We start from the raw sequence: 14,380 nt of genomic DNA on the forward strand, positions 1-14,380 counted from the left end.
CCGAATCCGGCTCCAAGGCGAGGGGGCAGTACTAGATTCGGCTGTGCCCGCGGTGCTGTGCCGCAGACTGAAAGGCTTTCATGACCACCATGAGCAGACCCCCGGCCGACCCCTCGGCACTCCGTGCGACGCGGAAGGAGGCCCTTGGCAGTTGGCTGCTGCATGGATTGGAGGATGCCAAGGGCACCCATCAGGGGCCGGGCGGGCTCGCCGACGAACATAGGAAGCACCACTGGTGGCAGGTGATGTGCCTGACCGGCGTGGACTACTTCTCCACGCTGGGCTACCAGCCGGCCATCGCGGCGCTCGCGGCCGGTGCCATCTCCCCGTTGGCAACGCTGGTCCTGGTGGCCGTGACGCTGTTCGGCGCTCTCCCCGTCTACCGCCGGGTTGCCGGCGAGAGCCACCGCGGCGAGGGATCCATCGCCATGCTGGAGCGGCTGCTCCCCAAGTGGCGGGGCAAGCTCCTGGTGCTGGTGCTGCTGGGTTTCGCCGCCACCGACTTCATGATCACCATGACGTTGTCCGCCGCGGACGCCACGGCACACCTGATCGAGAATCCCTTTGCACCGGACGCCCTGCACGGACAGGAGGTGGCCGTGACGCTGGTCCTGCTTGCCATGCTCGCTGCGGTCTTCCTGCGCGGGTTCAAGGAGGCCATCGGCGTCGCCGTTGTGCTGGTGGTCCTGTACCTGGGGCTCAACGTGGTGGTCATCGCGAGGTCGCTCGCGGAGGCAGCCGCGCATCCGGTGGCCGTCGGTGACTGGTGGCAGACGCTCAACACCTCCCACGGGAATCCGCTGATGGCGGTGGCCATCGCCCTGCTGGTCTTCCCCAAGCTGGCGCTGGGGCTGTCCGGCTTTGAAACCGGCGTGGCGGTGATGCCGCAGGTCCGCGGCGGCGCGGGCGATACCCAGGAGAACCCGGCCGGGCGGATCCAGGGGACCCGGCGGATGCTGACCACCGCCGCCCTGGTCATGAGTTCCTTCCTCGTGACCAGCAGCTTCACCACGGTTGTCCTGATCCCCGAGGCTGAGTTCCTGCCGGGCGGCGAAGCCAACGGCAGGGCGCTGGCGTTCCTGGCCCACGAATACCTCGGGCCGGGCTTCGGCACGGTGTATGACGTGAGCACCATCGCCATCCTGTGGTTCGCCGGTGCGTCCGCGATGGCCGGATTGCTGAACCTTGTCCCCCGGTACCTGCCGCGGTATGGCATGGCCCCTGCGTGGGCGAAGGCAGTCCGGCCGCTCGTGCTTGTCTTCACGCTGATCGGGTTCCTGATCACCTGGCTGTTTGAGGCCGACGTCGATGCCCAGGGCGGGGCGTACGCCACCGGCGTCCTGGTGCTGATGACCTCGGCTGCAGTGGCCGTGACACTCTCGGCCCGCCGGCTTCAGCAGCGCAAGCGGACCATCGGCTTTGGCATCATCACGGTGCTGTTTGTCTACACAACGGTCGCCAATATCTTTGAACGTCCCGAAGGCATCCGGATTGCCGGCTTCTTCATTCTGGGGATCATCAGCATCTCGCTGCTCTCGAGGGTGCTGCGATCCTTCGAACTGCACGCCACGCACGTCCGGCTGGACACCCAGGCCCTGGAGTTCATGGCGGAGAATCTGAGCGGGCCGATCGGGATCATCGCCCACGAACCGCTTCGCCAGTCGGCGGATGCTTACCGGCAGAAACTGGCGTCATCCACCGAAGCAAGCCATTTCCCCTCTGATTACCGGCCCCTGTTCCTGGAAGTCACTGTGGACGATTCCTCCGACTTCGAGACGGCCCTGGAGGTCCGGGGTGTGGTGCGGCACGGGTTCGCCGTCCTGGAAGTCCATGGACCGGTTGTGCCCAACACCATCGCCTCGGTGCTCCTGCACATCCGCGATGTGACCGGGCTGATGCCGCACGTCTACTTCCGCTGGACCGAAGGAAATCCTGCCGTGAACCTCCTGAAGTTCCTGGTGCTGGGCGAAGGCGAGATCGCCCCCGTGACACGCGAGATCCTCCGCGAGGCCGAACCGGATGTCACCAAGCGGCCGTGGGTGCACGTGGGCTGACCGTTGACGACGGCGGGACTTCACCCCCCGAGCTGGTGGACTGTGAAGGCCGTCAGGAACCCGACGGATGCGGTCAGTCCGGTGAGGTTGTGGTGCTCTTCGAACGCCTCTGGGATCATGGTGTCGGCGAGCATCGCCAGGATCCCGCCTGCCGCGATCGCGGTAATGAAGGCGATGACGGCGTCCGGAGCGTTCTCCAGCGCCACATACCCGAGCAGGGAGGCGAACCCGCACATGACGGCGATGCCTCCCCACACCCCAAAAATGTAGCCGGTACTGCGTCCTGCCTTTTTCATCCCGGCAGTTCCGGAAAGACCCTCGGGAACGTTGGAAATGAACACAGCCGCAAGCATGGCCGGACTGACCGATCCCGCGGTGACGAGTCCGACGCCGAGCACTATCGACTCCGGGATCCCGTCGAGGAGGGCGCCGAAGGCGATGGCCGTGCCGCTGCCCGGGCTGTCCTGCTCCGACGGTTGCTGGCTGCCTGAGCGTTTGCGGTGTTTTGCGCCGGCCCGTGTGAGGAGCATGTTCGCTCCCACGTAGACCACGGAGCCGGCCAGGAATCCGGTCACGGTAGGCCACAGGCCCCCGCCATCAACCGCCTCAGCGACGAGCTCGAACGCCAGTGCGGAAATCAGCACGCCCGCCCCAAAGGACATGATCGAGGAGACCAGTTTGGACGGAATGGCCCATTTCCACGACGCGGCGGCCCCCAGCACCAAGGCGGCACCGGCCACGGTTCCCCACATCAACGCCTGAAGCCACACCGGCATGCTGCCACCCTTCGTTCGCCCCGCACAGGACTCACCCTGCTGACTGAACCCATAGGCCCTGAACCTATCCTCCCTCGGCGTTGCACGCACGGCGCCGTGCCTATCTACTGGGCCGTGCCTGTCTACTGGCCAGGGCGGCAATTGTCGTAGGCTCAGGAGCATGGCCAGATACTTTGATGTTCATCCCCAGGATCCCCAGCCCCGCGCGATCACGCAGGCCGTGAAGATCGTGCTCGACGGCGGGCTGATCGCCTACCCCACGGACTCCTGCTACGCCCTCGGGGCCCAGCTGGGCAACAAGGATGCGCTGGACCGGATCCGGAATATCCGCAAGCTCGACGACAAGCACCACTTCACGCTGGTGTGCAAGGACTTCGCCCAGCTGGGCCAGTTCGTGAACATCGGCAACGACGTCTTCCGCGCCATTAAAGCCGTCACACCGGGAAGCTACACGTTTATCCTGCCGGCCACCAAGGAAGTGCCCCGCCGGCTGCTGCACCCGAAGAAAAAGACCGTGGGCGTGCGCATCCCGGACAACCGGGTGGTCCAGGCGCTGCTGGCCGAACTCGGCGAGCCCCTCCTCTCCAGCACCCTGCTGCTCCCGGACGAGGAAGACCCGCTGACCCAGGGCTGGGAAATCAAGGAACGGCTTGAGCACGAGGTGGACGCGGTCATCGATTCCGGCGACTGCGGGGCAGAGCCCACCACGGTGATCGACTATTCCAGCGGAGTGGCCGAGGTGGTGCGTCGCGGCACCGGCGACCCGTCCCGGTTCGAGTAGCGCGGCTCGAACGGACTCAGTCCGGTTTGCGGGCCCGGCTCGGCTGCACCCGCGGGGGCTCACCGGGCATCTTCGGGTAGTCCGGCGGGAACGGCAGTTCGCCGAGCCCGGCCTTGAGGTCCCGCTCCCACCACTCCAACAGCACGTCGATGGTGCCCGGATGCGCCTTCATGTCTGCCCAGGGATCGCCGACGGTCCTGAGCCGCTCGGGGACCGTCAGGATGGTGAAGTCCTTGGGATCCGCGCTGCCCAGTTCGTCCCAGCTGATGGGGCAGGAGACCGGCGCATGGGCCAGCGCGCGGGGGCTGTACGCGCCGGCGATGGTCCGGTCCCGGTTCGCCTGGTTGAAGTCCAGGAACACCTTCACGCCGCGTTCCTCCTTCCACCAGGCCGTGGTGACCTTGTCCGGCATCCGCCGCTCCAGCTCGCGGGCCGCAGCGATCACCGCGTGGCGGACGTCCAGGAATTCGTGGTTGGGCTCGATGGGAGCGTAGACGTGCAGGCCGCGGTTCCCCGATGTCTTGATGAACGTGTCCAGCCCGGCCTCCGCCAGCACCTCCTTCAACGCCAGGGCAGCCGGGACGGCGTCGTCGAAATCTGTGCCCGGCTGCGGGTCAAGGTCGATGCGCAGCTGGTCCGGGTTATCGGTGTTCGCTGTATGCGACGGCCACGGGTGGAACACCACTGTATTCATCTGCACCGCCCATACGGCCGCGGCGGGTTCGTCCAGGACCAGCATGGGGTGCGAGCGTGCGCTCGGAAAGACCACCTTCACTGACCGGATGAACTCAGGGGTTCCTTTGGGCGGGTTCTTCGAAAAGAACTGGTCCCCTTCGACATTGTCCGAGTACCTCTGCAGCGCCACCGGACGGTCACCGTTCGCGGCAATGAACGCCTCCCCGACATCCACCATGTAGCGTGCGAGGTCCAGCTTGGTCAGACCGAGATCCGGCCAGAGCACCCTGCTGGGGCTGGAAACGCGCATCTCGCGATCGCCGTGCGGTCCCGGGACAGTGAGGGTGGTCTGTTCGCTCGCCATGGGGACAACCTACCCTGCGCCACGCGTGGCGTCAGCACCCCGGCGCCCAGGGTTGCCGGTGATCCGGCATCATGGACCTATGGCCGTAGCTGAATCCCCTGTCACCTTTCCCGTCGGCGACGTTGAGGTCTCCGGCGTTTACGCCCGCCCGGACAGCCCCTTCGCCACCCTGGTGCTGGCGCACGGGGCAGGCGCCGGTATGGAGCACCCGTTCATGAGCGGTTTCACCCGTGGACTGAACGACGACGGCGTTACCACCTTGCGCTTCAACTTCCCCTACCGCGAGGCCGGCCGGAAATTCCCGGACCGGCCGCCGGCAGCCATCGCCGCCTGGCGCGCCGCAATGCATGAAGCAATGCGGCGAGGAACCCAGCACGGTGATACCGGACCGGTGTGGGCTGCCGGCAAATCGTTCGGCGGCCGGATGGCGTCCATGGCAGTTGCCGAGGGAATGGACACTGCCGGACTCGTCTACCTTGGCTATCCCCTCCACCCGCCCGGCAAGCCCGAAAAGCTCCGCGACGAGCACCTCTACGGACTCACGCTCCCCATGTTGTTCCTGCAGGGCACGCGCGACACCTTCGCGACGCCGGATCTGCTGGAGGGTGTGGTCTCCCGGATCGGTCCGTCTGTTGTCCTGGACTGGATCGACGGCGGTGACCACTCCTTCGCCGTCGCAGGAAAGAAACGCGACGCTGCAGAGATCGGAGCGTCGCTGGCGCCTAGAGTGGCCGAGTTTATGCGGAGCCGCGGCTGACCGATCCCAGCCGTAACGGCCCCAGTTACGCGGCGTCCTCGTGCCACCAGCCTTCCCAGGCGGTGGAGGTCAGCCGGCCCGTGGGGAAATCGGTCTTCCCGATCCCGCCATTGTGCGGGCGGCTGCCCTCTCCGCGACCGGCGTCAAAGAGGAAGTTCAGGCTACTCAAAAGCAACATAATTGTGTCCCTTCGTGTGGTGGTCTGGACCACGCTGTCCAAGTAGGAACGAGCCTAACTGCGCCATGTTTCAGCGGGTCGACGCAACGTTTCGGCGACGTATCGGACATCTCACCCGGTGCAACCAGCGAAAGAAAGGCTGCCGGCGGCCCGGCGCTACATGCGGGCTTTGGTCCGGGCCGTCGGCAGTGCCGTCCAAGGATCCTCCGGCCAGGGATGCCTGGGGTAGCGGCCACGCATCTCGGACCGCACCTGCGCGTACGGCCCGGACCAGAACGATGCCAGGTCGTCCGTCACGGCGAGCGGCCGCCGCGCGGGCGACAGCAGGTGGAAGAGGACAGGAACCCTGCCGTCCACCAGCCGCGGGGTCTCAGCCCAGCCAAAGCACTCCTGCAGCTTGACCGCAACAACCGGCCGGCCGCCGTCGTCCGCGCGTGGCTGCCCGGGTGCTTCCGGCCCGGGTCCTGCCTGGTCGGCCGGGGCCGAGCCTGACCCGGCACCGCCTGACGCCGCTATGTCCGACACCTCGGGGTAGTCGATCCGCACCATCGATCCGCTGGGTACTTTCAGTGCCTCCGGTGCCAGCTCCGCCAGGCGGACCGCCTCCGGCCAGGGCAGCAGCCGCCGCAAGGGGTCGGTGAGGTCAATGCTGTTGGTGGCGGCGCCGCCATCCAGTTTCTCGAGCTCCGGTCCCAGCCAGGAGTCCAGCCGTGCCAGCAGTGACTGTTCCGAAACATCGGGCCACGGCTCACCCAGTTCGCGGCGCAGCAAGGCGAGGCGGCGGCGTAAGTTGTCAGCCGCCGTCGACCATCCGATAATTCCCAGCCCCTCCGTGGCGAGGGCACGGGCCACGGCGGCACGGCCCTCCTCGGCGGAGGGGCGGACCGGGGTGGAGGACAGGCTGATGGCACCCAGCCGGCGTTCCCGCCTGGCCTTCACCCGGCCGTGGCTGAACTGCGCTTCCACCGCGTCGGTCAGGAGGTGCCCGGCGGCCGCCTCGGCGGCGTCGGCGCTCAGCGGCGCGGCGGACCGGATCACCGCGCCGGTACCGGCTGCGTCCCGGCCGGCGGCGCGTGAAACTTCCGCCACGGCCAGCCACTCATGCCCCGCGAGCGGACTGCCCGCCGGCAACCCCGCACGCGTGCCGGACGACAGCAGGTACCGCGCCGGGCCATCGCCCGGGACGCGCCGGGCCACACGGTCCGGGAACGCCAGCGCGACGACGACGCCCACCGCCTCCGCAGCGGTCACCGGCGCGGACCTCATCAGGGACGCAATGGCGGACTGTCCGATGGCGGCACCTTCAGTCCGCGCAATGCCCTCCAGCCGGCGGACGTCCTCCGCCCAGCGCCTGGCAGCGGGGTCCTTTCCGGTGCGCAGGCCGGACAGGAGCCGGGTGAGGTCGGCCCCCGGGGCCCGCTGGTCCCCGGCTACGAGTGCCACCGCTTCCGCTGCGGCGCGGTGACCTACGGCCGCGGCGCCGTCGAGCAGTGCTCGGGCCAGCCGTGGATCGGCCGGGACCCTTGCCAGCGTCCGCCCCACCGCGGTGGCATGTCCGTCGCGGGCCACGGCTCCGAGTTCGCGCAGCACCTCGATGGCCTCGCCTATGGCTGCCGCAGGGGGTGCATCCGGAAGTGCCAGCCCGGCGCCGCCCGGTGATCCCCAGCAGGCCAGGACCAGCGCAGCACCGGTCAGGTCCGCGACGGCGATCTCCGGCGTCACGTGCGCCGGCGCGGCGCCATAGGTCCGCTGGTCGTAGCACCGGACCACCCGGCCCGGGCCCTGCCGTGCGGCCCGGCCGGCCCGCTGTTCGGCTGATGCCCGGGAGCAGGAAACCGTGACCAGCCCGGACATACCGCGGCTGGCATCACGGCGGGGTTCGCGGGTCAGCCCGGAATCGATGACGAGGCGCACTCCGGGGACGGTCAGGGATGACTCGGCCAGATCCGTGGACACGATGATCCGTGCCGGGCCACCCGGCCGGCGCCCCGAAACGGCCTGGTCCTGTTCGGCTGGGCTGACCTGGCCGTGGAGCTCCAGCACCTCAGTTCCGGGGGCAGCCCTGCCGCGGAGGCGGGCCGCCACATAGGAGACCTCCCAGGCTCCCGGGACAAAGACCAGCGCATCGGTGCGCGCGTCCTGCCCCACCGCGGCGGTATGGGCCTGCGCGGCTGCATCGGCCACGTGGTCGAGAAATCCGCGCGTGACCCCACGGTCATCCAACCGCGCGACGGCGGCGGGTACCCACTCCACTGTCAGGGGGTACAGCGCTGAGGGGCAGTCGACGACGGGAGCCGGCCCGCCGCCGTCGTCCGCTGTCCCTGCCTGTCCGGTCCCTGCATTCGCGGCTGCGCCCCCGATCAGGGCGGCGAAGCGGGGCGCGTCCAGTGTGGCGGACATGGCCACCAGCGTGAGGTCGCCGCGGAGCTGCCGCACTTCGGTGAGCATCCCCAGCAGCAGGTCGGTTTCGAGGCCGCGTTCGTGGACCTCGTCAAGGATGACCGCGCCCGTGCTTTCCAGGCCGGGATCATCGAGCAGGCGCCGCAGCAGGATGCCCGGCGTGACAAACTCCACCAGGGTGGCGGGACCGGCCTGGCGTTCACCGCGGACAGTGTATCCCACGCGGTCTCCGATCCGGCTGCCGTCCAAGGCGGCCAGTCGCCGGGCGGCGGCACGCGCAGCGACCCGCCGCGGTTGGGTGACCACCACCCGCTTGGCCATTCCTGCAGGCGCGGAGAGGTTGGCGAGCAGCGGTGGGACCAGCGTTGTTTTGCCGGTGCCGGGCGGCGCCTGCACCACTGCCGTACCCGCCGCACCGCCGGCGCGCAGCACAGTGGACAACTCGGCGAGCGATTCGGCGAAGGCCAGACCCGTGCCGATGGCCGCCAGATCAAAGGTGGCGGCACCCGGGGTGCCAGCAGCGACGGCGGCGGAGTTGGTTGGCGATGTCACCCGTCCATTGTCGCCGCAATCACCCGCCGCCGTCAGCGCACGTGCGGTGGGATACGTCAGACTGGAGGTCGTCGACCATGAAAGCAGGACTTCCCTTGATCAACCTCCAGCAGGACTCCGAAGGTTTCATCCGCATGAAAAGGCACTTTCCCGCCACTGCCACCGTGACTGTCACGTTCAGCGACGGCTCCCAGGAGGAGTTCTCCGGCCGGCGGCTCAATGAGATCTACGATGACGCCCTGGCGGTGTACCGCGCCCAGAACCAGCTTGACGCCAAGGGTTTTTCCCGTGGTCCGCAGAAAAAGGTGCAGACCACTATCGAGTTTGTCCCCGTCCGGCCCGGGATGGGGCAGTAACCCGGCCACCGCGCCAAGCGGCTCCCGGTTCACTGCGCCAGGTAGGCTCACGGCGACGGATTGACCACCATCGCCGAACCGCCGCCGCGCCGCAGGGGCTCGGCAACCGCAGTCATGCTCTTACCCGGCCCAAACTCGATGGCTGTCGCGGCGCCGATCTCCGCAGCCGACGTGAAAGCGTCACCGGCTAGTACAAGGGTATGACCGTATGATGCCAACGACTTCCCGTATTGGTCGATGAAGCCCTGCTCGGCCGTGACATTGGGCGTGTTGCGCTGGGACGCACGCGGGGCCGCGAGCGAGTCCAAAATGCCCATACCCAGGTCCACCCTGTTCAGGATGGTCTGCAGCACCGTGGTGATGATGGTCGATCCGCCTGGGGAACCGAGCGCCAGGAACGGCTTCTCGTCCTTAAGGATGATGGTGGGCGACATCGAGGACCGTGGGCGCTTCCCCGGCTCGATCCGGTTCGGGTCCTCCGGATTGGTCGACGTATAGGAGAAGTCGGTGAGCTCATTGTTGAGCAGGAACCCGCGGCCGGGCACCACGATGCCGGACCCGCCGGTCTGCTCGATGGTGAGAGTGTATTCCACCACGTTGCCCCACTTGTCAGCGACAGTCAGGTTGGTCGTGGAGATGTTTTCGGTGTCCTTCTCGTCTGCGGCTGCCGCAGGTGCAACCGGGCACACGCCGTCGAACCCGGAAACATCACCGGCGGCGACGGGCTTCGGTGTCGCCGCCTGCTTCGGGTCGATTGCGCACGCCCGTTCCTTGCCAAACAGCGGGTTGGTCAGCGCTTCGGTGGGCACGTCGACAAATGCCGGGTCGCCCAGGTACTTGGCGCGGTCCGCGAAGGCGAGCGCGGTCGCTTCGAGGTAGTGGTGCAACGCGCCAGGATTCTTGCCGTCCGGTTCGGTCATCTCACGGAGGTTGAAAGGCGCCAGGATATTCAGCGCCTCGCCGACTGTTGTGCCACCGCTGCTGGAGGGCGCCATGCCGTAGACGTCATAGCCGCGGTACTCGACGTGTGTGGGTTCCTGGTCCAGCGTCCGGTATGCGGCGAGATCCGCCGTCGTCAGGTAGCCCGGAAGGGCTGGAATGCTGGTGGGCGGGACAGTCACAGGAGGCACCCAGGCGGGGTCTTTCGGCGGGTCCTTGACAGTTGCCGCGATCTCCGTCGCGAGCTGTCCACCGTAGAAGGCATCCGTTCCCTTCTTCGCTAGGAGCCTGTAGGTCTCAGCAAGGTCGGGGCTTTGGAAGACACTGCCGACGGCGGGCGCGTCGCCGCCGGGAAGGAACAAGCCGCTCGTCGACGTGAAAGCGGAGAAACGGACCTTATTGTCAAGCGTCTGCTGGCGGAAGGTTTCGTCCACCACGAAGCCGCGGTCGGCCACCTTGATGGCAGGTTCGAGGGCCTCGTCAAGGTCCAGCGTGCCCCAACGCTCCAGCGCCCGTTCCCATGTGGCCGGTGTTCCGGGGACGCCTACGGAGACGCCGCTCGAGACCAGCTCGGCGAACGTATAGAGGACGCCGGTTGCCGGATTCACGAACGCGGTGGTCGGCATCGTTGCCGGAGCCGTTTCGCGGCCATCGATGGTTCCCACTTTGCCGGACTTCGCGTCGTAGAACACGAAGTATCCGCCTCCGCCGACGCCGGCGCTGTACGGCTCGGTCACACCCAGGGTCGCGGCCGCGGCGACGGCGGCATCCGCCGCATTGCCGCCGTCGCGCAGGACTTCGATCGCCGCAGCGGACGCCTCCGGGTCAACGGTGCTCACCGCCCCGCCGTACCCGGTCGCCATCGCCTCCTTCTTGATTTCCCGGGGATCAGCGAACGCGGGACTGGTCACCGCCCCACCCGTTACGCTCAAGGCCAGGACAGCCGTTACAGCAGCCAATTGACGTCGCACACTAGGCATGATCTCTCCCAAGTCAGGGTGTTGCGCAGGGTGGGTTTTCGCCACGATACTCCGCCGGGTTGGGACACTCAAGGCTCAACTTTTTTGTGCCCGAAGCCATGGCCTCAGGCCGGTGTGCCGGCTTCGGTGGTGGCAGTGTCGGCCGGCGAGCGCCGCCGCCGGCTCGCGAGCAGGAACGGCACGGCGAACAGCTCGATCACACCGCTGATAGCCAGCGACAACGGATAGCCGTATACGTCCGCTGCCCGGCCCATCAGCGGCTGCACCACAATTCCACCGCTGGATCCCATGAGTGAATCGAAGCTGAGCACCGTTGCCCGCTGCTTTGAAGCAATCATGTCGTTCAAATAGGCCTGCCGCACCGGAGTGCCCGCCGCTGAGATCAGGGCCCACAGCACCAGCAGCAGCAGCGCCACCCAAAACACACGCGTAATGCCGAGGGCCACCAGGATCAAGGCGCCCACGCTGCTGCTCACTACCAGGACCGTGGTGCGTTTGCGGACCAGGCGCCGGACCATGGGCGCCAGCCAGCCGCCCACCACCTGGGCCCCGGCCACAATGCCCGCCGCGAGGCCGGCGACGGAGTAGGCGCGCGGGTCACCGAAGAGCTCCAGCAGGTAGGGCTGCAGAGCATAGAAAACATAGATCCCGACGCCGGCGCTGAACGGCGCTGCGAGCATGATGTACCGTACGGGCGGGTTTTTCAGGCCGCTGTCGATGGAGGCGGACAGTACGTCCCGGCTCGCCTTGAGCGGATGGGGAGAACGTTCCGGAGTGAAGCCCACATCGCGCATCAGCCAAAAGGCCACCCCGAACATCGCCAGGAGCACTCCAACACGCAACAGGAACGGCACGCCGAGGTCAGTGGCCTGGGCAATCACGCCGCCGGCCGTCGAACCGACGAGCATCGCGATGCCAGAGACCATCAATGCCCGCCCGAACACTGCCTCCAACTCACCGTCGTAGCCGGAGAAACGCAACGCATCCACCAGCCAAGCCTCCACGGCCCCGGAGAAGAACGTGAAGCCCAGGCCCAGAAGGACCGACACCACTGCCCAGGCCCAGAAGGGAGCGGACAGCTGCCAGAGCAGGTAGTACAGGTAGGTGGAGGCTGCCAGGGTCACCGTGCCGAGCAGGAATGAGACCCGGCGTCCCCAACCGTCCGCGATGACCCCGGTGGGCACTTCGAACAGGACCATGCCGGCCGTGAAAAAGGCGTTGGCCGCGAATGCTTCCAGGTTGCTCAGCCCGGCATCCAACAGAAAGAGCGTATTGATGCCCCAGATGAAGGAGGCCGCAAGGGTGTTGCCCAGCGTCAGGGTGAGGTAGATGCGCTGGATCTTCCGCGCGGCGGCGTTCATGACGTGGCGTTCATCAGCCGCTGGGCACCGGGTCATGCCGGAGGTACCGGCGCCGGAACCGGCCGGTCCCGGCAGTCAGCGCCCGCAGCTCCACAGCGTACTTCAGCAGTTCCTGGTCCGGGACTTCCGCGCTGATTTCGGTCAGCTCACTACCGGAGGTGGCCGTGCCGGTGAGCCGTCCGCGGCGTGCTGAGAGGTCACTCATCACGGCCCCCACGTGCGCCTCGGACACGGTGATGCTGACGGCGGAAACCGGCTCGAGTAGCTGGATACGACCGGCCGCGGCAGCCTCCCGGAGCGCCAGGGCCCCCGCCGCCTGGAAGGCGGCGTCGGAAGAGTCAACGCTGTGGGCCTTGCCGCCCACCAGCGTGACGCGGAGGTCCACCACGGGGAACCCGGCAGCCAGCCCTTTCTGCATCTGCGCACGCACCCCTTTCTCCACGGAGGAGATGAACGTTCCGGGGATCACCCCGCCCACCGTTTTGTCGACGAATTCGAACCCGCCGCCACGGTCCAGCGGCTCCACGTCGATGTCGCAGACGGCATACTGCCCGTGGCCGCCGGACTGTTTAACGTGCCGGCCGTGGCCCGTTGCCGGGGCGGCGAACGTTTCCCGCAGTGGCGTCACTACGTCAATGGTGTGCAGCTTCACGCCCTGGTCGCGCAGCCTGTCCAGCACCACCTCGGCATGGGCCTCCCCCATGCACCAGAGGATCAGCTGGTGTGTTTCCGCGTTCCGCTCAACACGCAGCGTGGGATCGCCGGCGGCCACCTTCGCCAGGCTCCGGGCCAGCGCGTCCTCGTCACTGCGCGAGTCCGCCTCGACGGCCACCGGCATCAGCGGCTCCGGCATCTCCCAGGTAGCCAACAGGAGCGGCTGGTCCTTCGCCGAAATGGTATCCCCGGTTTCGGCGCTTCCCAGTTTCGCCACCGCACAGATGTCACCGGCAACACAGTGTGCCACGGGACGCAGGGTGGGGCCCAGCGGAGAATACAGGTGGGTGACGCGCTCGTCGGTGTCGTGGTCCTGATGGCCGCGGTCCGCGAGCCCGTGCCCGCCGACGTGCACGGGAGTGTCAGCACGCAAAGTACCTGAAAATACACGCGTCAGGCAGACCCTCCCCAGGAACGGATCAATGGTGGTGCGGACCACCTCAGCCGCCAGCGGCCCGTCCGGGTCACAGGCCAAAGCCGCCGCTGGAGCACCCGCCAGGTCAGTCACCTCTGGGAGGCCGCCCTCCACCGGCGACGGGAAGCCCCGGGTCAGGACTTCCAGCAGTTCCGCTGTGCCAAGGCCCGTGACAGCCGAGGCCGGCACCACCGGGAAAAAGGAACCGCGGGCGACGGCGGTTTCCAGGTCCGCGATGAGGACATCGGTATCGATGTCCTCACCACCCAGATAGCGGTCCATCAGGGTCTCGTCCTCGCTCTCCGCGATGATCCCTTCGATGAGCCGGCCCCGGGCGGCTTCCGACGCCGAGCGCTCACCGGCGTCAACGTCCCGGGAACCTGCGGCCGCCTCCCCGTCGGAGTAGTCAGAGACTGTGCCCGTCAGCAGTCCCAGCAGCCCGCTGGTTTCGCCGCCGGACCCGACCGGGACGTACAACGGCAGCACCGCGTCGCCGAACGCCTGCTGGCAGGCGGCCAGGACGCCGTCGTAATCTGCCCGGGGGTGGTCCAGGCGGGTGATGACCACCGCCCGCGGCATCCCGAGGCTTTCGCATTCGCCCCAGAGCGCCGTAGTGGTGGCGTCGATGCCGTCAACGGCGGAGACAACAAAGAGGGCGGCGTCCGCAGCCCGGAGCCCCGCCCGAAGTTCGCCGATAAAGTCCGGATATCCCGGAGTATCCAGCAGGTTCACCTTGGTCCCGTCGACGAGCAGCGGAACCAGGGACAGCGTGACCGACCGTTGCTGCCGCACTGCCGAAGGGTCGGAATCGCTGACGGTGGTGCCCTCCGCGATGGAGCCTTTGCGTGAAATCATGCCGTGGGCGGCCAGCATTGCTTCGATCAGCAGGGTCTTCCCGGCGCCCGAATGCCCCACTAGCGCCACGTTGCGCACCTGCTCCGGATCTGTTGCCGCGATGCCGTGCGGAGCATCAGCCCGGCGCACCTCCGGCCCTCCCCGCCCCGGTGTCCGTGCTGCGTCCTTTGCGGCTTTCACTGACATGGGAACCTCCTGGCGTCTTTGCCATGCACCGGGCCGA

At 67.6% G+C, this 14,380-nt stretch carries 11 protein-coding genes; 4 read left to right on the top strand and 7 right to left on the bottom strand.

Annotated elements, in window-relative coordinates:
* The first annotated feature begins 80 nt into the window (after positions 1-80).
* Positions 81-2,054 (top strand): amino acid transporter, encoded by a 1,974-nt coding sequence (locus MUN23_RS20325; RefSeq protein WP_248760742.1) that lies wholly within the window; start codon positions 81-83, stop codon positions 2,052-2,054.
* A 20-nt stretch (positions 2,055-2,074) separates the two neighbouring features.
* On the opposite strand, the gene MUN23_RS20330 is transcribed toward MUN23_RS20325, so the two are convergent.
* The gene (locus tag MUN23_RS20330) at positions 2,075-2,830 is read right to left on the bottom strand and encodes a ZIP family metal transporter (protein ID WP_248760744.1); all 756 of its coding nucleotides are present in this window, start codon (positions 2,828-2,830) and stop codon (positions 2,075-2,077) included.
* A 160-nt stretch (positions 2,831-2,990) separates the two neighbouring features.
* Between MUN23_RS20330 and MUN23_RS20335 the strand changes: the two genes are divergently transcribed.
* The gene (locus tag MUN23_RS20335) at positions 2,991-3,611 is read left to right on the top strand and encodes an L-threonylcarbamoyladenylate synthase (protein ID WP_058932553.1); all 621 of its coding nucleotides are present in this window, start codon (positions 2,991-2,993) and stop codon (positions 3,609-3,611) included.
* 16 nt (positions 3,612-3,627) lie between these two features.
* Here MUN23_RS20335 and ligD read toward each other — a convergent pair whose 3' ends face one another.
* Entirely contained in the window at positions 3,628-4,650 is a 1,023-nt protein-coding gene (gene ligD, locus MUN23_RS20340; protein WP_248760745.1) for a non-homologous end-joining DNA ligase, read from the bottom strand.
* 79 nt (positions 4,651-4,729) lie between these two features.
* Here ligD and MUN23_RS20345 point away from each other — a divergent pair, with 79 nt between their 5' ends.
* The gene (locus MUN23_RS20345) at positions 4,730-5,407 is read left to right on the top strand and encodes an alpha/beta family hydrolase (RefSeq protein WP_248760746.1); all 678 of its coding nucleotides are present in this window, start codon (positions 4,730-4,732) and stop codon (positions 5,405-5,407) included.
* A gap of 25 nt (positions 5,408-5,432) precedes the next feature.
* Here MUN23_RS20345 and MUN23_RS20350 read toward each other — a convergent pair whose 3' ends face one another.
* Together MUN23_RS20350 and MUN23_RS20355 are read right to left on the bottom strand one after the other, a co-directional pair.
* Positions 5,433-5,585 carry a hypothetical protein gene (locus MUN23_RS20350; protein ID WP_248760747.1) on the bottom strand — a complete coding sequence of 51 codons (153 nt, stop codon included), beginning with the start codon at positions 5,583-5,585 and terminating at the stop codon, positions 5,433-5,435.
* A 156-nt stretch (positions 5,586-5,741) separates the two neighbouring features.
* On the bottom strand, positions 5,742-8,537 hold the full coding sequence (locus tag MUN23_RS20355; protein ID WP_248760748.1) for an ATP-dependent RNA helicase: 2,796 nt from the start codon (positions 8,535-8,537) through the stop codon (positions 5,742-5,744).
* A gap of 95 nt (positions 8,538-8,632) precedes the next feature.
* On the opposite strand from MUN23_RS20355, the gene MUN23_RS20360 reads away from it, so the two are divergent.
* Positions 8,633-8,893 carry a hypothetical protein gene (locus tag MUN23_RS20360; RefSeq protein WP_248764158.1) on the top strand — a complete coding sequence of 87 codons (261 nt, stop codon included), beginning with the start codon at positions 8,633-8,635 and terminating at the stop codon, positions 8,891-8,893.
* Between the two features lie 47 nt (positions 8,894-8,940).
* Here MUN23_RS20360 and MUN23_RS20365 read toward each other — a convergent pair whose 3' ends face one another.
* From MUN23_RS20365 to MUN23_RS20375, 3 genes are all read right to left on the bottom strand, one after another.
* Positions 8,941-10,812 (bottom strand): gamma-glutamyltransferase family protein, encoded by a 1,872-nt coding sequence (locus MUN23_RS20365; protein WP_248760749.1) that lies wholly within the window; start codon positions 10,810-10,812, stop codon positions 8,941-8,943.
* Positions 10,813-10,916: 104 nt separating this feature from the next.
* Positions 10,917-12,173, bottom strand: coding sequence for an MFS transporter (locus tag MUN23_RS20370; RefSeq protein WP_248764159.1), 1,257 nt, complete (start codon positions 12,171-12,173; stop codon positions 10,917-10,919).
* Positions 12,174-12,186: 13 nt separating this feature from the next.
* A complete protein-coding gene (locus tag MUN23_RS20375) occupies positions 12,187-14,343 on the bottom strand; it encodes an elongation factor G-like protein EF-G2 (RefSeq protein WP_248760751.1) in 2,157 nt (718 codons plus the stop codon).
* Between the last annotated feature and the right edge of the window lie 37 nt (positions 14,344-14,380).

The sequence above is a fragment of the Pseudarthrobacter sp. SSS035 genome (assembly GCF_023273875.1).
Lineage (GTDB): Bacteria > Actinomycetota > Actinomycetes > Actinomycetales > Micrococcaceae > Arthrobacter.

Bases quoted from the DNA above. Each gene is read 5' to 3' on its own strand.
- MUN23_RS20325 (WP_248760742.1), top strand. From the start codon at position 81: ATGACCACCATGAGCAGACCCCCGGCCGACCCCTCGGCACTCCGTGCG.
- MUN23_RS20330 (WP_248760744.1), bottom strand. From the start codon at position 2,830: ATGCCGGTGTGGCTTCAGGCGTTGATGTGGGGAACCGTGGCCGGTGCC.
- MUN23_RS20335 (WP_058932553.1), top strand. From the start codon at position 2,991: ATGGCCAGATACTTTGATGTTCATCCCCAGGATCCCCAGCCCCGCGCG.
- ligD (WP_248760745.1), bottom strand. From the start codon at position 4,650: ATGGCGAGCGAACAGACCACCCTCACTGTCCCGGGACCGCACGGCGAT.
- MUN23_RS20345 (WP_248760746.1), top strand. From the start codon at position 4,730: ATGGCCGTAGCTGAATCCCCTGTCACCTTTCCCGTCGGCGACGTTGAG.
- MUN23_RS20350 (WP_248760747.1), bottom strand. From the start codon at position 5,585: ATGTTGCTTTTGAGTAGCCTGAACTTCCTCTTTGACGCCGGTCGCGGA.
- MUN23_RS20365 (WP_248760749.1), bottom strand. From the start codon at position 10,812: ATGCCTAGTGTGCGACGTCAATTGGCTGCTGTAACGGCTGTCCTGGCC.
- MUN23_RS20370 (WP_248764159.1), bottom strand. From the start codon at position 12,173: ATGAACGCCGCCGCGCGGAAGATCCAGCGCATCTACCTCACCCTGACG.
- MUN23_RS20375 (WP_248760751.1), bottom strand. From the start codon at position 14,343: ATGTCAGTGAAAGCCGCAAAGGACGCAGCACGGACACCGGGGCGGGGA.